This is a genomic window from Pseudidiomarina sp., from assembly GCF_048268165.1.
Lineage (GTDB): Bacteria > Pseudomonadota > Gammaproteobacteria > Enterobacterales > Alteromonadaceae > Pseudidiomarina.
Genome location: NZ_JBLWWA010000003.1, coordinates 292,393 through 313,855, shown reverse-complemented (window position 1 = coordinate 313,855; position 21,463 = coordinate 292,393). Strand labels below are relative to the sequence as shown.

Annotated in this window: 19 protein-coding genes; 12 read left to right on the top strand and 7 right to left on the bottom strand. The window is 50.1% G+C overall.

Annotation, left to right across the window (positions count from 1 at the left end; genetic code table 11):
• The gene (cyaY, locus tag ACN0UY_RS09775; protein ID WP_417666646.1) at nucleotides 1–327 is read right to left on the bottom strand and encodes an iron donor protein CyaY; all 327 of its coding nucleotides are present in this window, start codon (nucleotides 325–327) and stop codon (nucleotides 1–3) included.
• Nucleotides 328–416: 89 nt separating this feature from the next.
• On the opposite strand from cyaY, the gene lptM reads away from it, so the two are divergent.
• Genes lptM through uvrD form a run of 7 tightly spaced genes read left to right on the top strand, consistent with a single transcriptional unit; the run spans nucleotide 417 to nucleotide 7,208 of the window.
• Nucleotides 417–557 (top strand): LPS translocon maturation chaperone LptM, encoded by a 141-nt coding sequence (gene lptM / locus ACN0UY_RS09770; protein ID WP_417666644.1) that lies wholly within the window; start codon nucleotides 417–419, stop codon nucleotides 555–557.
• A complete protein-coding gene (gene lysA, locus ACN0UY_RS09765; protein ID WP_417666642.1) occupies nucleotides 554–1,804 on the top strand; it encodes a diaminopimelate decarboxylase in 1,251 nt (416 codons plus the stop codon). Before lptM ends, lysA begins: the two co-directional genes overlap by 4 nt.
• Nucleotides 1,801–2,622 carry a diaminopimelate epimerase gene (dapF, locus tag ACN0UY_RS09760; protein ID WP_417666640.1) on the top strand — a complete coding sequence of 274 codons (822 nt, stop codon included), beginning with the start codon at nucleotides 1,801–1,803 and terminating at the stop codon, nucleotides 2,620–2,622. The genes lysA and dapF overlap by 4 nt, the downstream gene beginning before the upstream one ends.
• The gene (locus tag ACN0UY_RS09755; protein ID WP_417666638.1) at nucleotides 2,619–3,326 is read left to right on the top strand and encodes a DUF484 family protein; all 708 of its coding nucleotides are present in this window, start codon (nucleotides 2,619–2,621) and stop codon (nucleotides 3,324–3,326) included. Before dapF ends, ACN0UY_RS09755 begins: the two co-directional genes overlap by 4 nt.
• Complete coding sequence (locus ACN0UY_RS09750; protein WP_417666636.1) at nucleotides 3,313–4,215, top strand: tyrosine recombinase XerC; 903 nt, start codon at nucleotides 3,313–3,315, stop codon at nucleotides 4,213–4,215. Before ACN0UY_RS09755 ends, ACN0UY_RS09750 begins: the two co-directional genes overlap by 14 nt.
• Nucleotides 4,216–4,226: 11 nt before the next feature.
• Nucleotides 4,227–4,952, top strand: coding sequence for an HAD-IA family hydrolase (locus ACN0UY_RS09745; protein WP_417666634.1), 726 nt, complete (start codon nucleotides 4,227–4,229; stop codon nucleotides 4,950–4,952).
• Between the two features lie 60 nt (nucleotides 4,953–5,012).
• The gene (uvrD, locus tag ACN0UY_RS09740) at nucleotides 5,013–7,208 is read left to right on the top strand and encodes a DNA helicase II (RefSeq protein WP_417666632.1); all 2,196 of its coding nucleotides are present in this window, start codon (nucleotides 5,013–5,015) and stop codon (nucleotides 7,206–7,208) included.
• Here uvrD and rarD read toward each other — a convergent pair.
• On the bottom strand, nucleotides 7,184–8,083 hold the full coding sequence (gene rarD, locus ACN0UY_RS09735; RefSeq protein ID WP_417666630.1) for an EamA family transporter RarD: 900 nt from the start codon (nucleotides 8,081–8,083) through the stop codon (nucleotides 7,184–7,186). The genes uvrD and rarD overlap by 25 nt on opposite strands.
• 119 nt (nucleotides 8,084–8,202) lie before the next feature.
• On the opposite strand from rarD, the gene recQ reads away from it, so the two are divergent.
• Nucleotides 8,203–10,047 carry a DNA helicase RecQ gene (gene recQ / locus ACN0UY_RS09730; protein WP_417666628.1) on the top strand — a complete coding sequence of 615 codons (1,845 nt, stop codon included), beginning with the start codon at nucleotides 8,203–8,205 and terminating at the stop codon, nucleotides 10,045–10,047.
• Nucleotides 10,048–10,050: 3 nt separating this feature from the next.
• On the opposite strand, the gene ACN0UY_RS09725 is transcribed toward recQ, so the two are convergent.
• Nucleotides 10,051–10,677 carry a LysE family translocator gene (locus tag ACN0UY_RS09725; protein ID WP_417666626.1) on the bottom strand — a complete coding sequence of 209 codons (627 nt, stop codon included), beginning with the start codon at nucleotides 10,675–10,677 and terminating at the stop codon, nucleotides 10,051–10,053.
• Nucleotides 10,678–10,812: 135 nt separating this feature from the next.
• Between ACN0UY_RS09725 and ACN0UY_RS09720 the strand changes: the two genes are divergently transcribed.
• The 3 genes from ACN0UY_RS09720 to ACN0UY_RS09710 are packed head-to-tail and all read left to right on the top strand — an operon-like array spanning nucleotide 10,813 to nucleotide 13,648.
• Nucleotides 10,813–11,784: a lyase gene (locus ACN0UY_RS09720; protein ID WP_417666624.1), complete on the top strand. Its 972-nt coding sequence runs from the start codon at nucleotides 10,813–10,815 to the stop codon at nucleotides 11,782–11,784.
• Between the two features lie 37 nt (nucleotides 11,785–11,821).
• Nucleotides 11,822–12,805: a hypothetical protein gene (locus ACN0UY_RS09715; protein WP_417666622.1), complete on the top strand. Its 984-nt coding sequence runs from the start codon at nucleotides 11,822–11,824 to the stop codon at nucleotides 12,803–12,805.
• A gap of 27 nt (nucleotides 12,806–12,832) precedes the next feature.
• Entirely contained in the window at nucleotides 12,833–13,648 is an 816-nt protein-coding gene (locus ACN0UY_RS09710) for a mechanosensitive ion channel family protein (RefSeq protein ID WP_417666620.1), read from the top strand.
• On the opposite strand, the gene ACN0UY_RS09705 is transcribed toward ACN0UY_RS09710, so the two are convergent.
• Genes ACN0UY_RS09705 through ACN0UY_RS09695 form a run of 3 tightly spaced genes read right to left on the bottom strand, consistent with a single transcriptional unit; the run spans nucleotide 13,608 to nucleotide 18,053 of the window.
• Entirely contained in the window at nucleotides 13,608–14,654 is a 1,047-nt protein-coding gene (locus tag ACN0UY_RS09705; RefSeq protein ID WP_417666618.1) for a malonyl CoA-ACP transacylase, read from the bottom strand. The two genes, ACN0UY_RS09710 and ACN0UY_RS09705, sit on opposite strands and share 41 nt — an antisense overlap.
• Nucleotides 14,654–16,849, bottom strand: a complete 2,196-nt coding sequence (locus tag ACN0UY_RS09700; protein ID WP_417666616.1) for a thiamine pyrophosphate-dependent enzyme — start codon at nucleotides 16,847–16,849, stop codon at nucleotides 14,654–14,656. The genes ACN0UY_RS09705 and ACN0UY_RS09700 overlap by 1 nt, the downstream gene beginning before the upstream one ends.
• 28 nt (nucleotides 16,850–16,877) lie before the next feature.
• A complete protein-coding gene (locus tag ACN0UY_RS09695) occupies nucleotides 16,878–18,053 on the bottom strand; it encodes an acyl-CoA dehydrogenase (protein WP_417666614.1) in 1,176 nt (391 codons plus the stop codon).
• A gap of 199 nt (nucleotides 18,054–18,252) precedes the next feature.
• On the opposite strand from ACN0UY_RS09695, the gene ACN0UY_RS09690 reads away from it, so the two are divergent.
• Complete coding sequence (locus ACN0UY_RS09690; RefSeq protein WP_417666612.1) at nucleotides 18,253–19,104, top strand: LysR family transcriptional regulator; 852 nt, start codon at nucleotides 18,253–18,255, stop codon at nucleotides 19,102–19,104.
• Between the two features lie 48 nt (nucleotides 19,105–19,152).
• On the opposite strand, the gene katG is transcribed toward ACN0UY_RS09690, so the two are convergent.
• Nucleotides 19,153–21,306, bottom strand: a complete 2,154-nt coding sequence (gene katG / locus ACN0UY_RS09685) for a catalase/peroxidase HPI (protein WP_417666610.1) — start codon at nucleotides 21,304–21,306, stop codon at nucleotides 19,153–19,155.
• Nucleotides 21,307–21,463: the final 157 nt, after the last annotated feature.

Here is a 21,463-nt window from a genome sequence, read left to right as displayed (position 1 = left end):
TTATTTTGAATCAGGTTGTAAGGTAATGGCGGTATCCGCTTGACGGCTTGCCGCGTCACTGAGCAAGGCCCACAATTCACTGCCGGTGCGGTTATCAATCCACTGACCGTCGCGATACTCAAAGTGGTGGCCATTAAATTTTGTTGCCAACCATAATTGCATCAATGGCGGTTGCTTGTTGATAACCATTTTTGTGCCATTCGGGAAGGTTAACTCCAAAATGTCACCACCTGATTCACAGTCAATATCAACACCACAGGCTTCAATGGCCTCTTCAATAGCTAAAATGGTGGCTTCTGCTAATTCATGGTACTCATGTTCTTGCATGTCAACTCCTGATAATGACATTTGTGCGTCTCAATGCGATGATAGACACATCAACAATTTTAACCGTAATTATTAGGTACAGTTTACCGATGTTTAACTTGAAAGTAATGCGTCTGATCATTGTAGCAGGAACGCTAGGTTTTATCGCCGCTTGCGGTCAAAAAGGGCCACTGGAAATGCCGCCTCCGGTTGAACAAAATCAGCCGAGCGAAAACGGTGACCAAGCATGAGTTTTGACTATAAGCGCGGCATACTGCATGCGGAAAATGTTGCGCTTGATCGCCTTGCCGAGCAATTCGGAACACCGCTTTATGTCTACTCGCAGGCCATGATTGCGGCGAATTGGCAGCGTTTTGCCGACCATTGGCCAGCCCCACATAAGCTCTGTTATGCGGTTAAAGCCAATAGTAATTTGGCAGTGCTGAACTTACTTGCGCGTTTAGGTGCTGGATTTGACATTGTTTCTGGTGGTGAGCTGGCGCGGGTGATTGCAGCTGGTGGGAAAGCTAGCAACGTCGTGTTTTCAGGAGTGGCAAAAAGCCGCGAGGAAATGGCGTATGCACTCGAACAGGGCATTTATTGCTTTAATGTAGAATCAGCTGCGGAATTAGAACGCCTTAATGACGTTGCTGCGGCACAGGGGGTTATTGCGCCCGTGTCGCTGCGGGTAAACCCCGATGTGGATGCGCAAACGCACCCGTATATTGCCACCGGATTGAAAGCCAACAAGTTCGGTATTGCCATGCAAGACGCGCGCGATGTTGCGCGCCGGGGGCAGGCATTAGCGCATATCAACATGCAGGGCTTGGATTGCCACATTGGCTCACAAATACTGTCGATGTCACCGTTTTTGGATGCCGCCGATATATTGCTGAACTTGGTCACAGATTTGCGTGCCGAGGGCATAAATATCACGCATTTAGATATGGGCGGTGGTATTGGCATTCCTTATCAGCAAGAAAGCACGCCAGATGTGAGTACTTACTTGCATGCATTGCAAGAGCGGGCTGAAAAGGTCGGTAACTTAACGCTATTACTCGAGCCCGGTCGCGCTATTGTGGGTAATGCCGGAGTATTACTGACGCAAGTTGAATTTCACAAGCCCGGCGCGGACAAAGATTTTTTGTTAGTTGACGCCGGCATGAACGACTTGATGCGACCTGCTTTATATCAGGCGTATCACGACATTATTCCCGTTGCGCAACACGATGCAGATAAAGCGATTGTTGATGTCGTTGGGCCAGTTTGTGAAACCGGCGACTTTCTGGGGCACGCACGGCATTTGTCCGCGAAAGAAGGTGACTTACTCGCCGTGATGAACGCAGGGGCTTACGGGTTTACAATGAGCTCAAACTACAACACCCGCCCTCGTGCTGCTGAAGTTATGGTGCAGGGTGATCATGCACAGTTGATTCGTCAACGCGAAGTGCTTTCCGACTTGTGGAAGGGCGAACAAATCATGGAGATGCCGCGATGAATTTTGCAAAAATGCATGGCCTTGGCAATGACTTCATGGTGATTGACGGTGTGACCCAAAATATTTACGTGAACCCAGAGCAAATTCGCCATTGGGCTGATAGAAATCGAGGGGTTGGGTTCGACCAGTTGCTATTAATAGAGCCGCCTTATGACCCGGATTTAGATTTTCATTATCGTATTTTCAATGCGGACGGTTCCGAAGTTGCTCAATGTGGTAATGGTGCCCGGTGTTTCGCGTTGTATGTGAAACTTAAAGGCCTAAGCAATAAAAGCCACATACGGGTAAGCACCAAGGCGGGCAAGCTGGTGTTGCACCACGAGCGCGATGGCCGCATTACGGTTGAAATGGGACAACCCGAATTCAATCCGGCGGCGGTGCCTTTTAAGGCGAACAAAGAAGAGCTGACCTATATTTTACGTGAGCAAGATCAAACCATCTTGTGCGGAGTAATGGGCATTGGCAATCCGCATTGTGTGATTGAGGTCGATAATATTGAAACCGCACCGGTTGACTCGCTCGGGCAAGCAATTTCCGAGCACGAGCGCTTCCCTGAAGGTGTAAACGTCGGATTCATGCAGGTAATTGACCGCGACCGGGTAAAATTACGTGTGTATGAACGCGGCGTTGGTGAAACGCAAGCGTGCGGCAGCGGTGCCTGCGCAGCCGCTGTAATTGGCATGCGCCAAGATAAACTGAACGACCAGGTGACCGTTGAGCTACCTGGTGGGCAACTTAATATTCGTTGGCAGCCGGGCCAGCAGGTACGCATGACCGGTACTGCAGAACATGTTTATGATGGATACATAAAGCTATGACAACCGAAGCGAACAAAATTCTAACGCCTGTAGTTGATGACACCTTAATTGCGGAATACCTTGAAGAGAACACGGATTTTTTCGAGCGCCATCCGCAGTTATTGCAACAGTTGAGCTTGCGTCATCAAGAGCGTGGCACGGTGTCGTTGGTTGAACGTCAGCAGCAAGTATTGCGTCAGCGTATCATGCAGCTTGAGGAAGAAATCACTGACTTGATGATTACTGCTCGCCGCAATGAAGAACTGTTTCGCGTTTACAGTGAGCTGTATGTTGAGCTACTGGAGTGCACCGAGCTGGCGGATGTGATGGACGCATTACAGCGTACCTTCTCGGAACAATTAAATATGCCAGCACTGTCGTTGAAGTTTTTCGACAGCCCCATTGAGCTGGATGAGCAATTTACCTTCGCTGCAGACACGCATAAAAAATTATTGAGTAAACGGTTTCAAAATGACCCCGTGTACTTAGGCCGGCTCACTGCCGATGAGAAGAAATTATTGTTCCCAGACGAACCGATAGCGTCAGTTGCCCTGCTGCTATTGGGGCATAAAGGTGAGCTGGGTATGTTAGCCATCGGTAACCATGACGCGAGCCATTTTGAGCCTGCTATGGATACCCTGTTGGTTCGTCAGTTGCAGGCATTGTTGAGTCGAATATTGCCGCCGCTGCTCAGTCATCACGCTGCGCACCATGACGCTGTTTGAACTGCGCCAACGCTTTCTTAATCATCTAGCTGGCGAGCGTGGGCTCGCCGAAAACACGCTGACCAATTATGGACGCATTCTCGCCGACGATATGACCGAATTAGCCAGTATTCGGGTTGAGGCGGCGAAGCAATTAACGTTACCGGTGCTTGAGCGCCTATTTGTAGGCTGGCGGCGGCGCGGGCTTGGCGATGCATCGCTAGCGCTACGGTTAGCTGCTTGGCGTACGTTTTGTAATTATTTGATTCGCGAACGATTATTGTTCGATAACCCTGCAGCACAACTTAAAGCCCCACGCAAAGCGAAGCGATTGCCGAAAAATCTTGATGTGGACAGCATCAGCCAGTTACTTAAGCTTCCCCAAAATGACCCTTTAGCGGTGCGCGATGCAGCTATGATGGAATTGCTCTACGGCAGCGGTCTGCGCCTTGCCGAACTGGTAGCTCTTGATATTGATGGCATTCAAACGCGGCATCGTGAGTTGCGCGTATTAGGTAAGGGCAATAAAACCCGCATTGTTCCCTATGGGCGCTGTGCCGCAGAAGCGCTCGAACGCTGGCTGCCTATACGGGCACAATGGCTTGGTGGAAACTTAACCGAAGTGGCCTTATTCATTTCGCAACGTAATCAACGTATTAATCCACGTACGGTGCAACAACGGCTCAATTACTGGGGCCAGCAACAGGGTCTAAAAGGCAACCTGCACCCGCATAAACTGCGTCACTCCTTCGCCTCACATATGTTAGAATCAAGCGGTGATTTACGTGCGGTACAAGAGTTGTTGGGTCATGCTAATTTAAGCACCACACAAGTGTATACGCATCTTGATTTTCAGCATCTTGCGAAGGTTTATGATGGCGCGCATCCGCGTGCTCGCAAAAAGAAATAAAGGGCTTGTTCATGCAGTTTTTTCGCCGTTTGTACCCGGTGCAAGCACTCAGTTTTGATCTTGACGATACCCTCTATAATAACGTGCCCGTAATGCAGCGTGCAGAGCAGGCGGTGCGTGACTTTATGGTGCAAGAGTTTCCCCAAACGGCGCCATGGCAAGCGCAAGACTGGCTGCGTCATCGTCAGCAAATAATGTACGACAATCCAGATTTAGCGAGCAACATGACGCAGTTGCGTTTGACGGCATTGGCCGACGGACTACGTCAATTTGCGGTGGCCGATGACGAAATCGACGCTGGCGTTGAAGCTGCGTTTGCGCACTTTATGCGGCACCGTAATGCTGTGGAAATATCCGCTGAGGTTCATCAAGCGATGCGTCAGCTGGCCGAACACTTTCCATTGGTTGCGCTAAGTAACGGTAACGTTGACGTAACAGCTATTGGTCTGGGCGATTATTTTCAGCATGTGTTTCAACCGTCGGCCAGCCTGCGCGGCAAACCTTTTGCCGACATGTTCCGTGCAGCCGAAGGTAAATTTCCAGATATAGCCCCACAACAGTGGTTGCACATTGGCGATAGCCCCAGTGCTGATGTGTTAGGTGCGCAACGCGCGGGGTGGCAAAGCGCTTGGTTTACCGATGGTTTAGGTCAGGCAGAACACCTACATGTGTTGCCTACGCTGGCATACAGTAGCTTGCCGCAATTGACGCAACAGTTACTTAAACACACGAAGTAACTGGTTGCATATACAGTGGTCAGCCACTACACTGCCCTTTTTATCTGTTGGTGACAATCCATGCAAAACCACCCGTTATTAGCACAACTGAACGACAAACAACGTGAGGCTGTTGGCGCGAAAGAACGCCACATGTTGGTGCTTGCGGGTGCCGGTAGTGGTAAAACGCGGGTATTGGTGCACCGCATTGCCTGGCTGATTCAAGAGCGTGGTTTATCCCCTCAAAGCATTATGGCGGTTACCTTTACCAACAAAGCGGCTGCCGAAATGCGCGGCCGCATTGAGCAATTGCTGGGTAGCTCGGTACGCGCGATGTGGATTGGTACCTTCCACGGTTTGGCACATCGTTTATTGCGCGCCCACTATATGGATGTCGGTTTACCGCAAAATTTTCAAATCCTTGATAGTGATGACCAACAGCGCTTGGTGAAACGCATTATTCGTAGCTTGAACCTTGACGAAAAACGCTGGCCACCGAAGCAAGCTCAGTGGTTTATTAATGGTAAAAAAGATGAAGGCTTACGAGCGCATCATCTGGATGGTTACGATTTTAACGAACGCACGTTCAAAGAAATTTATGAAGCTTATCAAGTCGCCTGCGACAGAGCCGGCCTGGTTGATTTTGCCGAATTATTGCTACGTGCTCATGAGCTTATTCGTGATAATCGCCACGTTCGTGAGCATTACCAGCGCCGGTTTCGCCATATTTTGGTGGACGAATTTCAAGACACCAACTCCATTCAATATGGTTGGATTAAATTGATGTCTGGCGTTGGTCAAGGCCAGCAAAAAACCAATTATGTAACCATTGTGGGTGACGATGATCAGTCGATTTATGGCTGGCGCGGGGCAAAAGTCGAAAATATTCAGCAGTTTTTGCGTGACTACCCTGACGTATTGACCATTCGGTTGGAGCAAAACTATCGTTCCACCAACAATATTCTTACCGCGGCCAACCAAGTTATTGCGAATAATAGTGGTCGTTTAGGTAAAGAGCTCTGGACTGAAGGCAGTTCCGGTGACCCGATTGATTTGTATGCGGCATTTAATGAAATGGACGAAGCGCGTTACATTGCGGGGCGTATTGAGCAATGGCACGAACACGGTAACGCCTTGCAAGACGTCGCTATTTTGTACCGCAGCAATGCCCAGTCACGGGTGTTGGAAGAAGCCTTATTGCATGCACGTATTCCTTATCGAATTTATGGTGGCCTGCGCTTCTTTGACCGGCTGGAAGTAAAAGACGCTCTGGCTTATATGCGCTTAATAGCAAGCCGCAACGACGATGCCGCGCTTGAGCGCGTTATCAACACGCCAACGCGTGGTATTGGTGATCGTACCTTAGGCATTATTCGAGAAGGCGCACGCGAGCGCGGCTTGCCGATGTGGGAAGCCGCCAGACAGTTGGTGCAAGAGAAAGTACTCAGCGGTCGCGCCGGCAATGCTGTGCAAAGTTTCTTAGACTTAATTGATAGCCTGGAAGATGAAACCAGTGATTACCCGTTGGGACGTCAAGTTGACACGGCGATCAAGAAAAGTGGCTTGATGGCTATGTTTGAGTCGGAAAAGGGCGAAAAAGCCGAAACCCGCGTAGAAAACTTAAAAGAGCTTGTGAATGCCTGTGACAACTTCAACACCATGGATGCGGTTATTGAAGACGATATGACGCCACTGAATGCTTTTCTTGCTCACGCGGCGCTTGAGTCAGGCGAAGAACAAGCCGATGAGCATCAAGATGCTGTGCAGTTGATGACGTTACACAGCGCCAAAGGCCTCGAGTTTCCGTTGGTATTTATGAGTGGTGTTGAAGAAGGTTTATTCCCGTCTCAGCAATCCATTGGCGAGAGCGGTCGACTCGAGGAAGAACGGCGGCTGTGCTACGTGGGCATGACCCGCGCTATGCAAAAGCTGGTGATTACGTATACCGAGTTACGGCGAATCTATGGTCAGGAACGGCGCAATATCCCAAGCCGGTTTGTCGGTGAGATTCCCCCAGAAATGATCAATCATGTGCGCTTACAAGCCCGCACAACGCATCACTCACCAGCTATGGGCCGCTTTCACACTGGGGCTAGCCATGAAGCTTTCGAGCAGACCGGGTATACCTTAGGGCAGCGGGTGCGCCACACCAAATTTGGTGAAGGCACCGTACTGAATTATGAAGGTACCGGCCCCCAAAGTCGCATTCAAATTAACTTTGACGACTTAGGCAGCAAATGGCTGGTAGTGGCTTACGCGCGCTTAGAACGCTGCTGATGTACCAAGGTGTCTAAGCTATAGAGGGCAAGCGCCACCCAGATAATGGCGAACGTTACCAGCTTATCAGCAGCCAGCGGCTCGCCATACACCCACACCGCTAAAATAAACATCATTGATGGGCCAATGTATTGAAAGAAGCCTAACGTCGAGTAGCGAATACGTTGGGCTGCCGCATTAAAGCACAACAATGGCGCCGTGGTGACCACGCCTGCAGCTATTAACAAGGTATTAATTTGCCACGTGTTTTGGGTCATGTCTGCGGCACTTGAACTGGCAAAGAAGAACATGTAAATCAGTACTGCAGGCATTAAAATTAAGGTTTCTAACCACAGCCCGGTAATTGAATCTATCGGCAAACGTTTGCGAATTGCGCCGTAAATAGCAAAGCTGCAGGCTAACGCCAATGCCACCCAAGGTACCGAACCAAACGAAATCACCTGAATCAGCACGCCAATAAATGCCAAGGCGATAGCGGCTAGTTGCATTTTACGCATACGTTCTGCAAAAAACGCCATACCGATGGCGACGTTCAAAAGCGGATTAATGTAATAGCCTAAGCTAGCATCCAAAATGTGATCGTTGTTGATAGCCCAGATAAACAAAAACCAATTGCCGCCCAACAAGCAGGTTGCAGCGGTTAAGCGCAGCATTTGCTTTCTATTTTGCAGTACAGGCTTCAACCGATTGCCACGACCCAGCAACACAATAAGCACAAACACCAAAATAAATGACCACAAAATACGGTGCCCGAGAATCTCTAACGCAGGGACAGATTGAAGCCATTTAAAGTAAACAGGTGCAATGCCCCACATGGTGTAGGCGGCAATGGCAAAAAATACACCTTGGCGGCTGCGTGCAGCATCATCGGTCATTTAGGTCGTGTCTCATGTTGAATTGTACGAAAAATCAGCACCCTTAGACAGAATATCACGGATTTACGCGATAGTCGGTGGAGCTTCGGTAGCGGGATGCATACAATAGGGCCTTCAATATGTTCTCGTCAATTGGAGACGTAATTTTGTCTGAGTCTGCGCTGTCACAACTTCTTGCCGATGTATTTGGCTATACCGCGTTTCGCGAAGGCCAACAGCAGGTAATCGAAGCTGTGCAGCAGCACCGCGATGCGTTGGTGCTCATGCCTACCGGCGGCGGAAAGTCGTTATGCTATCAGTTGCCGGCGTTAGCCAGTGACGGGTTAACTGTGGTTATCTCACCGCTTATTAGCTTGATGCAAGACCAAGTGGAAGCACTGCAGACTATGGGTGTGGCGGCTGCTGCACTAAATAACGGACTAACACCAGAACAAAACACCAGCATCATGCAGCAATTGAACAGTAATTCGATTCGTTTGTTGTATGTGAGCCCCGAGCGCGCAATGCAAGGATTCTTCATTCGCTTGTTGCAACAGTGGCAGGTGAGCTTAGTCGCGATTGACGAAGCACACTGCATTTCGCAGTGGGGCCATGATTTCAGGCCAGAATATGGTCAGTTAGGCCAGTTACGCGAAACCTTACCCAATGTGCCCTTTATGGCGCTTACTGCAACTGCAGATGCGGCCACCGAGGCCGATATCATTACCCGCCTGCATTTGCATGATCCTGTGGTTTATAAAGGCTCGTTCGACCGGCCGAACATTCGCTATGTGGTTGAAGAAAAGTACAAACCCTACAAGCAAGTAACGGACTACATTAAAAAACAACGTGGCGCATCCGGAATTGTGTATTGCGGTAGCCGTAAAAAAGTAGAAGAACTGGCCGAAAAATTACAACGCGAAGGGCTGCGTGCGGCTGGCTACCATGCTGGCATGGCGCATAGTCAGCGCGAATTTGTATTACGCGGTTTTGTCCGGGATGACATTGACGTGGTGGTTGCCACCGTGGCTTTTGGAATGGGAATTAACAAGCCAAACGTTCGATTTGTGGTGCATTTTGACGTGCCCCGTAGCGTTGAGGGGTATTACCAGGAAACAGGCCGAGCGGGGCGCGACGGCTTACCGGCTGAAGCGGTATTGCTTTACGACCCCTCCGATGCGGCCTGGATAAAAAGTATTATTGTGGACCACCCAGATGAAGATCGTCGCCGCATTGAACAACATAAATTTGCGGCGATGCAAGCCATGAGTGAAGCGCAAACCTGTCGTCGGTTGGTGCTGTTAAATTATTTTAATGAATACCGCGATAAGCCCTGTGGGAACTGCGATATTTGTTTAGATCCGCCTCGCCAATACGATGGCACTGTAGATGCGCAAAAAGTATTGTCGTGCATTTATCGTGTCAGCCAACGTTTTGGTATGAACCACGTGATTGATGTTCTGCGCGGGAGTAAATCGCAACGTTTAATGGAGCTTGGTCACGATAAGCTATCAACCTATGGCATTGGTGCTGATCAAAGCCACGAATATTGGCTAGGCGTCGTGCGACAGCTGATACATCGCGGCTTGGTAATTCAAAATGTGCAGCAATATGGCGTATTACAGCTCACCGATGCTGCGCGCCCCGTGCTACGGGGCGAAATTGCGCTACAGTTAGCCGAACCGCGGATAAACTTGGTGGTGAGTAAGCCGCGGGTTGCTGACCGCGGTGATTACGATAAAGTGCTATTTCGGCGCTTACGCGCGCTGCGCAAAACCATTGCGGATGCTGAAGAAGTGCCACCTTTTGTGGTATTTAATGACACCAGCTTGGTGGAAATGGCTGTTAATTATCCCATTGATGAAACCGCAATGCTGGCAATTACTGGGGTGGGGCAGAAAAAACTCGAACGCTACGGCCAGGAATTTATTGCTGCCATCAGCGCCTATTTAGACGCCGATGACGAACCGGTTAGCCGATTTTAACGGCTAAGCCGCAGGGGCAAAATAGAAGTACCAAAGGTCAACCACCACTGGCACTATAGAAAGCACCAAAATCAAAGCCATGGTGATATTAAATAAGCGCTGCATAATTGGATTGGTCAGCACTTTTCGCAACAGTGAACCAAACACCAACCACACCCCGACACACGGAAAAGCCATCAGTAAAAATGCCAGGGTAATGGCCAGCACTTCAAGCAACGGTGAGCCTGCTACCGTGGTAAATGCGGCAACCGCACCGGTTGCCATGACCCAAGCCTTGGCATTAACCCACTGAAACAACGCAGCTTGCCAAAACGTAAATGGCTTTTTCTCGCCCTTCTTAATGGCTTTGGGTTCAGCAGTACCGATATGCCATGCCAGCCAGAGCAAGTAAATTATGCCCAGTACCTTAATGAGCTGGTGCAGGTTTGGGTAACGATCAAAGATTACCCCAAAACCCAAACCAACGAGCAAAACCATGACCGGAAAGCCAAAGCAAATACCGAAAAAGTGCGGCAAGCTGGCTTTGACGCCATAGTTCATGCCAGATGACATGATCATGACATTATTCGGCCCCGGGGTTATGGTGGTCGAGAATGCAAAGAATAAAACCGCAATGAAGATTTCTAACATGACAAGACCGTTACTCGTTGTTGGTTATTCGTTTTTCCTACAAGATAAAATCACTATAAACGAAGCACCGACTATACTCCATTAACGATTAACGATTAACGATTAACGATTAACGATTAACGATCGGGAGGCTTTATGTTGTCACTTACTTTGGCGTTAATGCTTAACGCAGACGTACCCGCGAGCGCGCAGGCGACGGTAGAAATTACAGAATGGCAGGTGCCATGGGAAAACTCGCGCCCCCGAGACCCGTTCGTTGCAGGTGAAGACGAAGTTTGGTTTGTCGGCCAAGCTTCCGATTATGCCGCAGTTTTAAACCCTGAAACAGGGGCCATGAAACGGATTGATTTACCTGACGGAGCTGGGCCACATAACATTATTGTCGATGAACGTGGTGCTTGGTATGCCGGCAACAAAGCCGCACATATTGGGAAGATTGATCGAGAAACCTTTGAAATAACGCAATATCCACTGCCTGGCTCAGGCCGTCGCGACGTGCATACCATGGAATTTGATTATAACGGCGACATTTGGTTTACCGCGCAAGGCGCCAATCAAATCGGCCACATGGATGCAGAAACCAATGCCATTCGCTTGTGGGATGTGCCTACCCCAAACGCTCGGCCATATGGCTTGGTGGTGTTTCAAGGGAAGCCTTGGGTTGCTCTGTTTGGCACCAACAAGTTGCTGACATTGGACGAAAACAATACCCCGCAGGAAATTCAGCTGCCACGTGATAATAATCGCCCGCGTCGGTTAGGTGTCGATGCGCAGGGGCATTTCTGGTACGTTGATTATGCGGGTGGTTATTTGGGCCGCTGGAACCCCGCTACCGACCAAATTGATGAGTGGCCGATGCCAGCCGGTGTCAGCTCAATGCCTTATGCCATGGCCGTTGATCACCGTGGCTATGTGTGGGTCGCGGAAACTGGTGTGCGCCCCAACCGCATTGTTGGGTTTGATTCGGTGAGCGAAACCTTTACCAAGCCCGTTGAAGTAGAAAGCGGTGGCGGAACCATTCGGCACATGGTATTTGACCCAGCCAGTCGTGCACTTTGGTTTGGCACGGACACCAATACCATCGGGCGCGCTAAAATCAGCTATTAAAATGCACTAAACGTTGCAACAAGGGCACGAAACAAATATGTCAACATCCAACAATTGGCAGGTTATACGCTTGGCCGAATTCAAACGACCCGACGCACCGGCCAGCACCAAAGTGCAGCAGCTGGCTCAGCATTTTCGAAATCTTTTTCCAAAACGCGATGAAGCGCCAAGTGACGAGCAAGAGAACGATTTTCCAGGCTATCGGGAATTTGATTTAACGCCGGGTGCCGATGCATTAGATAAGGCTTGGGATGAATGGCGGGAAGCGGGTGAACCCGGCATCAAGTTTCTGATTAGCCCGCCTTTTAGCGGTACCGCTGCCATTGCCCGTGAATGGGCCGAACGTCATAACTGGCGCAAAATAACGGCTCCGCAGGAATCTGAACTTGCTGATGTTGATATCGATTCTTGGTGGAAGCCGCAAGCAAGCGCGCAGTGGATAATTGATGATCTCTCAAATTATTGGCGCCGCGGCACAGACGGTTTGGCGTTTATTCGTGCACTGCTGCCTAAGCTTTTTCGCGGGGAGCTCGGTCAAGGAGTGGTGGTTTGCGACAGTTGGTCTTTTGCCTTTTTGCAACGCGCTTGGCCGGTCAATATGCCCAATGTGTATTGCTTTGCGGCGGCTGATGAAAAACTGATGCGGGAGGTTGGTATTCAAGCTGATGAAAAGAAGCTCAAGAGCTTGGCTGCCAGAGCTTTTGGTAACCTTGGCTTGGCATTAGCCTTATGGGCGGTTGAAAAAGACGACGAACATGACCTACCAAGTATGCCTTCGGATTGCCACGATGAAACCGCTTTTGTGCTCTATACCCTGCTATTACACACGGGCCTTTCCGGCCGAACGTTGCAAAAAGTGCTGCCGATGATTGCTGCCGATCAATTGGATGTACAACTGCTGCAGTTGCAGCAAGCGAAACTCATTAGTTATGACGACGAAGTATGGCGCATTACGGTTTATGGTTATTTGGCTGTACGAGACTTTTTGCGTAGTCGTGGATTTTTTGTCGATGCCTTTTAGGACAACAAGTAAGCAGTAGGGTGAACAATGGAAACAGATAAAATTCTCGGGTTATTTAAAACCGTCACCAGTGATGCGGTGATTGAAATCGCGGTTGTGATCACGGTCTCAGTTGCAATTATCTGGTTGAGCCAACGTGTGTTTCCGTGGGTGGCCGATCGGTTGCATGGCAAGCAGCGCCTGTTTGTACTCGCAATGATTCCAACGCTACGCGTGATCGTATTTGTTCTAGCAATTATCTGGATTGTACCGATGGTGATTGAAACCACGGTACAAAATATGGTCGCAATTCTTGGTGCTGCGGGCTTGGCCATTGGCTTCGCCATGAAGGATTATGTTAGTAGCCTTATTGCGGGCATTGTGGCGGTTTACGAGTTGCCATACCGGCCCGGTGATTGGATAGAGGTGAATGGTACCTACGGTGAAGTAAAGCACATAGGTATGCGTGCGGTTGAGATGGTGACGCCAGATGACACCGTGGTGTTTGTGCCGCATTTAAAGCTGTGGACCGAGCTCATTCACAACGCTAATAATGGCGGCCCCAGCTTAATGTGTGTAACCAGTTTCTATTTAACGGCGGATCACGACGCCCACAGAGTTAAGCAGGTGCTTGAAGACGTTGCTTTAACCAGTCCGTATGTGCAACTGAAGCAGCCGATAACGGTCATTATCAGCGAAGAGCCGTGGGGTACCCATTATCGGCTCAAGGCTTATCCGATAGATCCCCGTCAGCAGTTTCAGTTTATGACGGACTTAACGGCGCGCGGTAAAGCTTGCCTGCGCGCCTTGCCCGTTCGTTTTGCTAACCTGTCACCAGAGCACGCTGTTCATGTAAACCCATAGCCAACACATAAGGCGCGTCACTTTGCTGGCGCGCCACAAAGTCGCTCTTACTCGCTAAGCCTTGCCAACGAATATCAATGAGCGCTTGGGCAACCGCGCCCCCCAAACCGGCGCCTGGGCCGAGCAAAATAATGGTATCCGGCGCTAGTTCTTTCACGGCAACTTGTATGGCGCGGCTAAAGTCGTAGGTTTGTGTAACTTGATGCCCTAAGGTGTAGTGCTGCAGCGCTTTGCTGTCTACCACGTGCGGTGACCAGAGATATCCCCTGCCGTCCACTAAAGCTGTCTGTGGGGCCTTGAATGCCGCAGCAGGCCACAGCGATAATGCCTGTTCCGAAGCTGAATTCATAAAGTGTGTATGAAACGCGGCGTGGCCCGGCAGCACCATCGGGAATCGATCATCCACGCGCGGTAATGCAGCAACCGCAGCGTTGCAGGCTTCCGTTGAACCGGCAATTACCGCGTAACCGCCGTACTGAATCGACATCATCAGGTCGCCGGGAAAGCGGGCTAATTGGGCATCAATGGCAGCTCTCAATTCAGCGCTAGGGCGCCATTCATTGTCAACCACGGGGTAGATAAATTGGGCACCTTCACCACCGGCCGTCAGCTGCGCCATGTTAGTGACTAAGCGGGTGCTGGTGTCGATATTCCAACAGCCAGCGCAGGCCATCGCGGTGTACCAACCCATTGAGTTGCCAGTAATGCCGACAATGTCGTACTGCTCGCGATTAATCGCCAAATAATCCAAATAACCGCCGGCATAAATTAATGCAGCTGCGTTTTCTGGCTTTTGATGCAATGACGTTTTAAATAATGGTGCTTGGTCGAGATCAGTCACTGTTGGCAGCCCGAGTTCGCTGCGGATGCCATCAATTTCTTGCAGTATATTCGCCGATAATTGATTATTATCGGCGATATTGGCCGAAATTGAGCCTAGTTCGGGTTTGTTGTACGTGCCGCGACCGGGGCATACAACCAAGGCGGTTTTTTTATCCGCTGTCATCAGTTTGCCTCCAACAAAGCTTTGGCGCCGTCAACAATCTGTGCTGTTGATGGCAACACACTGTATGCAGCTTTACCGAGCGGAATGAAGCTATCTTCCGCGTTTATGCGTAAAACTGTAAACAGACCAGGCTTGTGTTCATGCAGCGCTGTGAATAACTCTTCACTGAGCGACCCACGGCGGCGGCATTCATCCACAATCAGTACTTTTTTACAGCCGCCTAAAGCCGCAATGACTTTATCCACATGCAAAGGCACTAAGCAGCGCAAATCAAGCACCCGCACGTTGTAGCCTTGCTCAGCAAGTTTTGCTTCGGCTTGACGGCTTAAATAATAGCCGTTGCCGTAGGAGACAATCGCCAGCTCGTTACCCTCACCGTAAATGGTCGGCTCGCCCAATTCAGGTATCGGCTGTTCTGGGTCGGGATAATCGCACAACCAGCCACCGTCACCGTCTTGATGCAAGTCGCGTGTCATGTAAAGTGCAATGGGCTCCAACATAATCACCACCCGCTGCTCGCGTGCAGCCAGTGTAACTGCTTGGCGCATCAACAATGCACCTTCACGGCCATTGCTAGGACACAGTAAGATAACGCCCGGAATGTCTCGAAATACGGCAAACGAGTTGTCATTGTGGAAGTGCCCGCCAAACCCGCGTTGATAGGCAAGGCCAGCAATACGAATAACCATGGGGTTGGTGTATTGACCGTTGGAGAAAAACGATAAGGTTGCCGCTTCACCACGAATTTGATCTTCGGCATTATGCACATAAGCCAAAAACTGTATTTCTGGCATCGCAATAAAGCCTTGCTGGGCCATGCCGATGGCTAACCCCAGAATACTTTGCTCGTCCAATACGGTATTTAACACGCGGTTCGCACCAAAGGCTTCCATTAAGTGTTGTGTTACATGGTACACACCGCCTTTCTTGGCAATGTCCTCGCCGCACATGACGATGTTACCGTGTTGCGCCATCAAGTCATGCAGTGCCCAGTTCAGCATTTTGCCCAAGTGTTGCGGCTTGCTGGTATTGTGTTTGTCCCACTTAAACAGTGCCTGGCGTTGCTCGCCAGTAACCGGCGCCGGTAGCGCTTGCGTGCGCACCGGCGGCGTGATTGACGCCATCACTTGTTCGGCAGTTTCTAACTTGGGTTGCTTTGAGGCTTGCGCGGCAATGCGCGCAATGCGTTGCTGCTGTGACTGAATAAACGCAATCAGTTGTTGGTGCTCAAATAAACCACGGCTGATCAAAGCGGCACAACTATGCAGTAGCGGATCACGCTCGCTATCGAGGGCTATCTCTTGCTTGCTGCGATAAGCCACTTCAGCATCAGCACCGGCATGGCCAAATAGGCGAACGGTGCGCAGATGCAATACCGCAGGTTTGCGTTTTTGGCGAACATAATCAGCTGCCTCACGGGCCACCAAATAGGTTTCGGCCAAATTGCTGCCGTCGGCAAAAAAGTATTTTAGCGCTGGGCGTTGGCTCAATTGCTGTTGAATCCAGCCTTTTGGGGTGTGGGTAGAAATGCCCAAGCCGTTGTCTTCGCAAACCAATAACAGTGGCATTGGAATTTGTTGATAGGCTGCCCAACTGGCCGAGTTAATCGCACCAAGCGCGGTCGAATGGTTGGCTGATGCGTCACCAAAGCTACACATAGCAATGGCATCGTTGGGCCAGGTACCTTGATGGTTCAAGCGTTTCGACAGACCAATGGCAAATGCCGTGCCCATCGCCTTAGGAACATGCGAAGCAATGGTGCTGGTTTGTGGTGGCACATTTAAATGCAAGCTGCCCAAAACTTTATGTCGCCCGCCAGCTATAGGCTCGTCGGCTGATGCGGCAAAGCTGAGCATCATGTCATACAGAGGTGTGCTGCCTGGCGCTTGCTTGGCGCGTTGCACGAAAAACGCGCCACTGCGGTAGTGTAAAAACGCCGGGTCGGTGACACGCAAGGCTTTTGCAATCGCCGCATTGCCTTCATGGCCAGCGCTGCCAATGGTATAGAAACTTTGGCCAGCGGCCTGCATCAGCCGCGATTGCAAGTCGAGCAAGCGGCTATCGAGTTGTGACTCAAATAGCTCAAATAAGTCTGCATCACTCAGTACACCGCCGGCTGCATGAGCCGGGGGCAACTGGTTTTGCTCAATACGCTGGATAAACTCAACCAGCCACGGGTGCATTGCTGCAGCCATAGGAAACCTCCTGCGACGTTGCTGGTGTTTAACCGAACGCTTGTAAACCGGTTTGCGCGCGACCTAAGATCAAAGCATGCACGTCGTGCGTGCCTTCGTAGGTATTTACGGCCTCAAGGTTCATCACATGACGAATCACATGGTACTCATCAGCAATGCCGTTACCGCCGTGCATGTCACGGGCCACGCGCGCAATGTCGAGGGCCTTACCGCACGAGTTGCGTTTAATGAGTGAAATGGTTTCTGGGGGCAACTGGTCTAAATCCATCAACCGACCGGCTTGAATACAGCTCAAGAGGCCAATCGAAATCTCCGTTTGCATGTCGGCCAGTTTCTTTTGAATTAACTGGGTGGCAGCAAGTGGACGGTTAAACTGGTGCCGATCGAGCGTGTATTGACGCGCTGCATGCCAGCAAAACTCTGCAGCGCCAAGAGCGCCCCAAGCAATACCGTAACGGGCTTTATTTAAGCATCCGAAAGGTCCTTTTAAACCACTTACATTAGGTAGCAAGGCATCTTCCGGCACTTCCACGTTATCCATGACAATTTCACCGGTAATTGATGCACGCAGTGAGAATTTGCCTTCAATTTTTGGTGCAGATAGGCCCTTCATGCCTTTTTCCAGCACAAAGCCACGAATCTCGCCGTCAAGTTTTGCCCAAACCACAAATACATCGGCAATTGGCGAGTTGGTTATCCACATTTTAGTGCCTTTCAGTACATAGCCACCGTCAACTTTCTTGGCCGTGGTGCGCATGCCGGCGGGATCTGATCCCGCATCGGGTTCGGTCAAACCAAAGCAGCCCACCCATTCACCACTGGCAAGTTTCGGCAAATATTTCATGCGTTGTGCTTCGGTACCGTACGCGTGAATTGGATGCATCACCAAGCTTGATTGCACACTCATTGCACTGCGATAGCCACTGTCAACGCGCTCAACTTCGCGCGCCACCAAGCCATAACAAACGTGGTTTACTTCCGCACAGCCGTATTTCTCTGGCAAGGTTGCACCCAATAAGCCAAGCTCGCCCAGTTCATTCATAATTTCGCGGTCAAAGCGTTCTTCACGGTTTGCGGTCAGCACCCGTGGCATAAGCTTCTCTTGGCAATATTGATGTGCCGTATCACGAATCATGCGTTCTTCTTCAGTTAGCATGGATGAAAATTGAAAAGGGTCTTGCCAGTCAAAAGGGAAACGCGCCATGGGAAATCCTCAGTTTTAAGAGACGTTATTAGTTATTCGTTATTGGTTATTCGAAGAAACAAAAAAACCGTCTTTAGGCGTTTTTTAACGAGTAACGAGTAACCAATAACGAATAACGGTTTTTATTTGTACTTCACTTTACTCCGGTTTGGTGTAAAGTTAAATCATATAAAAACTAAACCAGATATAGCTTTTAACTATGGATTTGCGGCAACTAAATTACTTTGTGGCGGTGTATGAAAACGGCAGTATTAGTGCCGCTGCGCGCGCGTGTCACGTGGCCCAACCAAGCCTTTCAACGGCGTTGCAGCAGCTCGAAGACGAGTTAGGGGCAACGCTGTTTGTGCGGCAATCGCGTGGCGTTACTCCAACCGAAGATGGCGAGCGATTGTATGGCCATGCGGGACGCTTGCTCAGTCAAATGCAATCGCTTAAAGCGTCGTTTCGTCATAGCGTGAAGCGCGTGCAGTTTCGGCTGGGGCTGATTCGCGCCTTGGGCGTGGAGCGAATGAGCCAATTGCTACGTGAGTTTAGTGCAGGTGTTGAAGGGCTGGAGTTGCATTTGGTGGAGCCTGAGGATGATGCTGATGCGCGCATCATCACACCCAAAATGCTAAAAGCCGGCGAACAGTTTTTACCAATATGGGCTGACCGGTTTTTGATTGCCCTGCCCGCAGGGCACCCATTGGCACTGCAACAGAGCTTGCAGCTGGATGATTTTGACGGTTTAGCGCTGATCAAACGAACACCATGTGATGCGTGGTCTCAATTTTATCCAGAGCTTATCCGTAACGGTATTCAGCCGGATATTCGAGCGGACATCCACACTATTGAATACGCACTCGGCTTGGTCTCGGCGGGAATTGGAGCCGCCTTAGTGCCTGACTTTGAGGTACTTCATGATCGTCAGGATGTGGTACTGCGGCCTATTAAAGGCATTAATTTGCAGCGCACCATCGGTTTAGCCTATCCGCGCTCAAAAGCAGGACAGCCGGCTTTGGATTGGTTGCGGGTTTTATGCCAGCAGCGCAGCTACGAATTAAGTGAATAAAAAAGCCTGACTCAAACAGAGCCAGGCTTTTTTCAACACAGTCGCTAATTAATTCAAGTCAAAGCGATCCGCGTTCATCACTTTTGTCCACGCTTTAACGAAATCTCTCACAAACTTCTCTTGTGAATCATCCTGGGCATAAAGCTCAGCGTACGAACGCAAAATTGAGTTCGAGCCAAATACTAAATCGACGCGCGTTGCGGTGTATTTGGTTGCCCCCGTTTTCCGCTCGTTCAGGGCATAGCTGTTTTTGCCAGTTGGCTGCCAGGTGTACGCCATGTCGGTTAAAGTGACAAAGAAGTCGTTGGTTAAACTTCCAACACGGTCCGTGAACACACCGTGTTTGCTCCCACCGTAGTTGGTGCCAAGTACGCGCAGGCCGCCCATTAACACGGTCATTTCCGGCGCAGTTAAGCCCAGCAGCTGGGCGCGGTCAAGCAACAGCTCTTCAGGTTGTACCGCGTAATCCTTTTTGACCCAGTTGCGGAAGCCATCGTGAATTGGCTCCAGTGGTTCAAACGCTTCCACGTCCGTTTGTTCATCGGTGGCATCACCACGACCCGGTGCGAAAGGCACGTCGACATTAAAGCCCGCATTCTTGGCGGCCTGTTCAATGGCATAGTTACCACCAAGAACAATCACGTCTGCAACGCTGGCACCAGTAGCCTTAGCAATGGGTTCGAGTTTACTCAGCACTTTTGCCAAACGCTCTGGTTCATTGCCTTGCCAATCTTTTTGCGGCGCAAGACGAATACGCGCACCATTGGCACCGCCACGAAGATCTGAACCGCGGAAAGTGCGCGCACTGTCCCATGCGGTTGCGGCAAGCTCAGCAAGTGACAAACCAGAGTCTGCAATTTTTGCTTTCACAGAAGCCACATCATAATCGGTGTTGCCAGCCGGTATCGGATCTTGCCAAATCAGTTCTTCGTTTGGTACATCTGGTCCCAAATAGCGTGCTAAAGGCCCCATGTCACGGTGCGTCAACTTGTACCAAGCACGTGCGAAAACTTCTGAGAAGTATTCAGGGTCATTGTAGAAACGCTCAGAAATCTTGCGATACTCAGGGTCCATTTTCATGGCCATGTCGGCATCGGTCATAATCGGATTACGGCGAATTGACGGGTCTTCCACATCAACCGGCTTGTCTTCTTCCTTGATGTTAATTGGTTCCCACTGCCATGCGCCGGCAGGGCTCTTTTTCAGCTCCCATTCATAAGTGAATAACAAGTAGAAATAGCCATTATCCCATTGCGTTGGGTTCGTGGTCCAAGCACCTTCAAGGCCACTGGTTACCGTGTCGCGTCCAATACCACGTGTTGTGGTGTTGTTCCAACCAAGACCTTGCTCATGCACATCCGCGGCTTCAGGTTCGGGGCCAAGGTTTTCCGCTTTGCCGTTACCGTGACATTTGCCAACGGTGTGACCGCCAGCAGCTAGTGCAACGGTTTCTTCATCGTTCATAGCCATGCGGGCAAATGTTTCACGTACATCTTGCGCGGTACGCAGCGGATCAGGATTGCCATCAACACCTTCAGGGTTTACGTAAATTAAGCCCATCTGAACCGCTGCTAAAGGGTTTTCCAATGTTTTGCTGTCGTCTTTTTCATACCGCGCTTTACCCAGCCACTCGGTTTCCGATCCCCAGTAAATATCTTTTTCTGGGTGCCAGATATCATCGCGACCAAAGGCGAAACCGTAGGCAGGTAAGCCCATCGATTCATACGCCATGGTGCCGGCTAAAATAATCAGATCGGCCCAGCTAATCTTGCTGCCGTACTTTTTCTTGATCGGCCACAACAAGCGACGCGCTTTATCTAAATTGACGTTGTCAGGCCACGAGTTTAGTGGCGCAAAACGTTGGTTTCCGGTTCCGCCGCCACCACGGCCATCGGCAACACGGTATGAGCCGGCAGCATGCCAGGCCATGCGAATCATTAGGCCACCGTAATGACCCCAATCGGCCGGCCACCATTCTTGGCTATCGGTCATCAGTGCTTTCACATCGCGTTTTAAGGCTTCAACATCAAGTTTCTTCAACGCATCAGCATAGTTGAAATCAGGGTCGAGCGGGTTCGTTTTACGATCGTGCTGGTGCAGAATGTCGAGATTTAAAGCATTCGGCCACCAAGCCATATTTGATTTTCCCGTGGCAGTATTACCACCGTGGATGACGGGGCACTTGCCTGAATTGTCACTCATAAAATCTCCTCGTATTAATTCGTTTGCATCATCAAAACTGTGATGACCATGACCTCACCCTACGCGCTTTAGAAGTTTAGTCAAAGTAAATAAAAACGACTAACGTAATAGATTTTTCCGATGAAAATGGTTTTAATAGAGCACTATTCTTGCTACT

What these genes read in the sequence shown, in the direction of transcription:
- cyaY (WP_417666646.1), bottom strand. Translation starts at nt 327, where the DNA reads ATGCAAGAACATGAGTACCATGAATTAGCAGAAGCCACCATTTTAGCT.
- ACN0UY_RS09700 (WP_417666616.1), bottom strand. Translation starts at nt 16,849, where the DNA reads ATGGCTGCAGCAATGCACCCGTGGCTGGTTGAGTTTATCCAGCGTATT.
- ACN0UY_RS09695 (WP_417666614.1), bottom strand. Translation starts at nt 18,053, where the DNA reads ATGGCGCGTTTCCCTTTTGACTGGCAAGACCCTTTTCAATTTTCATCC.
- rarD (WP_417666630.1), bottom strand. Translation starts at nt 8,083, where the DNA reads ATGACCGATGATGCTGCACGCAGCCGCCAAGGTGTATTTTTTGCCATT.
- ACN0UY_RS09720 (WP_417666624.1), top strand. Translation starts at nt 10,813, where the DNA reads ATGTTGTCACTTACTTTGGCGTTAATGCTTAACGCAGACGTACCCGCG.
- ACN0UY_RS09725 (WP_417666626.1), bottom strand. Translation starts at nt 10,677, where the DNA reads ATGTTAGAAATCTTCATTGCGGTTTTATTCTTTGCATTCTCGACCACC.
- ACN0UY_RS09750 (WP_417666636.1), top strand. Translation starts at nt 3,313, where the DNA reads ATGACGCTGTTTGAACTGCGCCAACGCTTTCTTAATCATCTAGCTGGC.
- ACN0UY_RS09710 (WP_417666620.1), top strand. Translation starts at nt 12,833, where the DNA reads ATGGAAACAGATAAAATTCTCGGGTTATTTAAAACCGTCACCAGTGAT.
- katG (WP_417666610.1), bottom strand. Translation starts at nt 21,306, where the DNA reads ATGAGTGACAATTCAGGCAAGTGCCCCGTCATCCACGGTGGTAATACT.
- ACN0UY_RS09690 (WP_417666612.1), top strand. Translation starts at nt 18,253, where the DNA reads ATGGATTTGCGGCAACTAAATTACTTTGTGGCGGTGTATGAAAACGGC.
- lptM (WP_417666644.1), top strand. Translation starts at nt 417, where the DNA reads ATGTTTAACTTGAAAGTAATGCGTCTGATCATTGTAGCAGGAACGCTA.
- ACN0UY_RS09745 (WP_417666634.1), top strand. Translation starts at nt 4,227, where the DNA reads ATGCAGTTTTTTCGCCGTTTGTACCCGGTGCAAGCACTCAGTTTTGAT.
- uvrD (WP_417666632.1), top strand. Translation starts at nt 5,013, where the DNA reads ATGCAAAACCACCCGTTATTAGCACAACTGAACGACAAACAACGTGAG.
- recQ (WP_417666628.1), top strand. Translation starts at nt 8,203, where the DNA reads ATGTTCTCGTCAATTGGAGACGTAATTTTGTCTGAGTCTGCGCTGTCA.
- ACN0UY_RS09755 (WP_417666638.1), top strand. Translation starts at nt 2,619, where the DNA reads ATGACAACCGAAGCGAACAAAATTCTAACGCCTGTAGTTGATGACACC.
- lysA (WP_417666642.1), top strand. Translation starts at nt 554, where the DNA reads ATGAGTTTTGACTATAAGCGCGGCATACTGCATGCGGAAAATGTTGCG.
- dapF (WP_417666640.1), top strand. Translation starts at nt 1,801, where the DNA reads ATGAATTTTGCAAAAATGCATGGCCTTGGCAATGACTTCATGGTGATT.
- ACN0UY_RS09715 (WP_417666622.1), top strand. Translation starts at nt 11,822, where the DNA reads ATGTCAACATCCAACAATTGGCAGGTTATACGCTTGGCCGAATTCAAA.
- ACN0UY_RS09705 (WP_417666618.1), bottom strand. Translation starts at nt 14,654, where the DNA reads ATGACAGCGGATAAAAAAACCGCCTTGGTTGTATGCCCCGGTCGCGGC.